Source organism: Streptomyces atratus (assembly GCF_040655115.1).
Lineage (GTDB): Bacteria > Actinomycetota > Actinomycetes > Streptomycetales > Streptomycetaceae > Streptomyces > Streptomyces atratus_D.
This window is the reverse complement of sequence record NZ_JBFAJH010000132.1, coordinates 1-2,195: the sequence shown is the minus strand read 5'-3', so window position 1 is coordinate 2,195 and position 2,195 is coordinate 1. Positions and strand designations below refer to the sequence as shown.

The following is a 2,195-nucleotide window of genomic DNA, read 5'->3' as shown; positions in this document are numbered from 1 at the left end:
TTCGTGCGCCGTGGAAAGCGCTGTTTGACCGAGTGGAGGTGGAAGACCTGCGCCGCGAGCCCCGTCGCAGCGGGGCGAGCGTAGCTGACGGCAGCCTGAACCGAGAGGTGTCGGCAAGGGCGAGAGCAGCCGTGACAAAGCCGGGACGGTCCAGCACTGCCAGATGGGTCGGGTCCGGCGAGCGAGACGCAGAGGTGTACGAGAGGAACCGGCGTTTACGTCCCGTAATGAGTCACCGGCTCGAACCTGGCGGATCTGGGCCGGATGGCGGCGCGCAACCACTTCCGTAGTACGGAAGCGGGGAACTCCCGGGCAGGTTTGCAGATGCAGGTCCGGGAGGCCACGGTGAAAGCCTGCGGCGTAACCGTGGCGATGCCGCCGGGACAGAGTCGGGCGCCTCCTGCGACGAACGGTCAGCAGTGAACACGGGAACCCTCTCGCATCCGCCACGAGTCCGCGCCGCCAGTGCGGGGTTCGAGGCTGGGCCCACCGTCGGTCGACCGGTGCGGGAGGGGGCGGAGCCGCCGTAGTACTCGGAGCCGGGGAAAGCCCGGCACAAGGGGAAGGGCGGCAGCAGTTCCAAGAAGGGAAGGAGACTGTAATGCCAGAAGACGCGCCGCCGAACGGCGGCGCCCCGGAAGGAGATCCCCCAGCGGGGTCCTTCAGCCGGGTACTGGAGATGCAGGCCAAGCTTCACCGTTGGGCGGTGGCCGACCCCGGCCGCCGGTTCGACGACCTGTTCAACTTCGTTCACGACCCGGCGACACTCATCGTGGCGTTCGACCGGGTCGCGGGCAACCAGGGAGCCCGAACCGCCGGCGTGGACGGCCTGACCGTCACCGACGTCGAGCGGGACATCGGGACACCCGGATTCCTGGACGGTCTGCGCTCGGACGTGAAGTCCGGCGCGTTCCGGCCCCTGCCGGTGAGGGAGCGCAAGATCCTCAAGCCGGGCGGGTCGGGAAAGGTCCGCAGCCTCGGTATTCCCACGGTGGCGGACCGGACTGTTCAGGCCGCGCTGAAACTGGTGCTGGAACCTATCTTCGAGGCCGACTTCCTGCCGGTCTCCTACGGGTTCCGGCCCAAACGGCGGGCTCAGGACGCGATCGCGGAGATCCAGCGTTTCGGCTCCAAGGGATATCACTGGGTGCTGGACGCCGATATCGAAGCGGCCTTCGACAACGTCTCCCATCACGCCGTCATGGACGCCGTGCGGAAACGGGTCAAGGACAAGCGCATGCTGACGCTGGTCAAGGCGTTCCTCAAGTCGGGCATCCTCAGCGAGGACGGCCAACGGAAGGACACTCACACCGGCACCCCGCAGGGCGGCATCCTCTCCCCGCTGATCTTCAACGTCGCGTTGTCGGCGCTCGATGAGCACCTGCACCGCGACTGGCTGCCCGGCGGGCGGATGGATGGCCAGTACCCGCGCCGCAAGCGCCGTCGGCACGGCCTGCCCAACTGGCGAATCGTCCGCTACGCGGACGATTTCGCGATCATGGTGCATGGCTCCGCCGAGGACGCGGTGGTCCTCCAGGACGAAGTAGCCTCCGTGCTCGATCCCTTGGGGCTGAGGCTGTCACCAGCCAAGACCCGAATCGTGCACATAGAGGACGGGTTCGACTTCCTCGGGTTCCGCATCCGGCGGCGCCGCAAACGGGGCAGTGACAAGTGGTACGTCTACGCGTTCATCGCCACGCGGCCCGTCCGCTCGGTGAAGGACAAGATCCGTGCCCTGACCCGCAGGACGTCACAGGCTGACCCCAGGGACGTGTTGATCCGGCTCAACCAGATCATGCGCGGCTGGGCCAACTACTTCCGGCATGCCGTCGCGAAGCACACGTTCCGCATGCTCGGGGCCTTCCTCTGGCACCGCGTGATCATGTGGCTCAAGACAATGCACCGCTGGTCGTGGAAGGACGTCCGCAGCTGGCTCCTTGGCCCTCACGGGTCATGGTTGCCGATCACCGCGGACGGGATCGAACTGATCAACCTGGCGCGGACACCGGCGATCACCCGGTACCGCTACCGGGGCGACACGATCCCCAGCCCCTGGCCCACAGCCTGACAACCAGCCCGACGAGAGGAACTGTGGAGAGCCCGGTACTCGGAGACGGGTACGCCGGGTTCGGAGAGCGGCCTGGAGAAACGGGCCGGTGGCAACACCGGAACCGCGCTTCAGGCCGACTCAACCG

1 protein-coding gene is annotated in these 2,195 nt (G+C 67.2%); it reads left to right on the top strand.

Going from position 1 to position 2,195, the window contains the following annotated elements; translation table 11 throughout:
• The first annotated feature begins 601 nt into the window (after positions 1-601).
• Complete coding sequence (gene ltrA / locus AB0I23_RS41380; RefSeq protein WP_359118426.1) at positions 602-2,068, top strand: group II intron reverse transcriptase/maturase; 1,467 nt, start codon at positions 602-604, stop codon at positions 2,066-2,068.
• Positions 2,069-2,195: the final 127 nt, after the last annotated feature.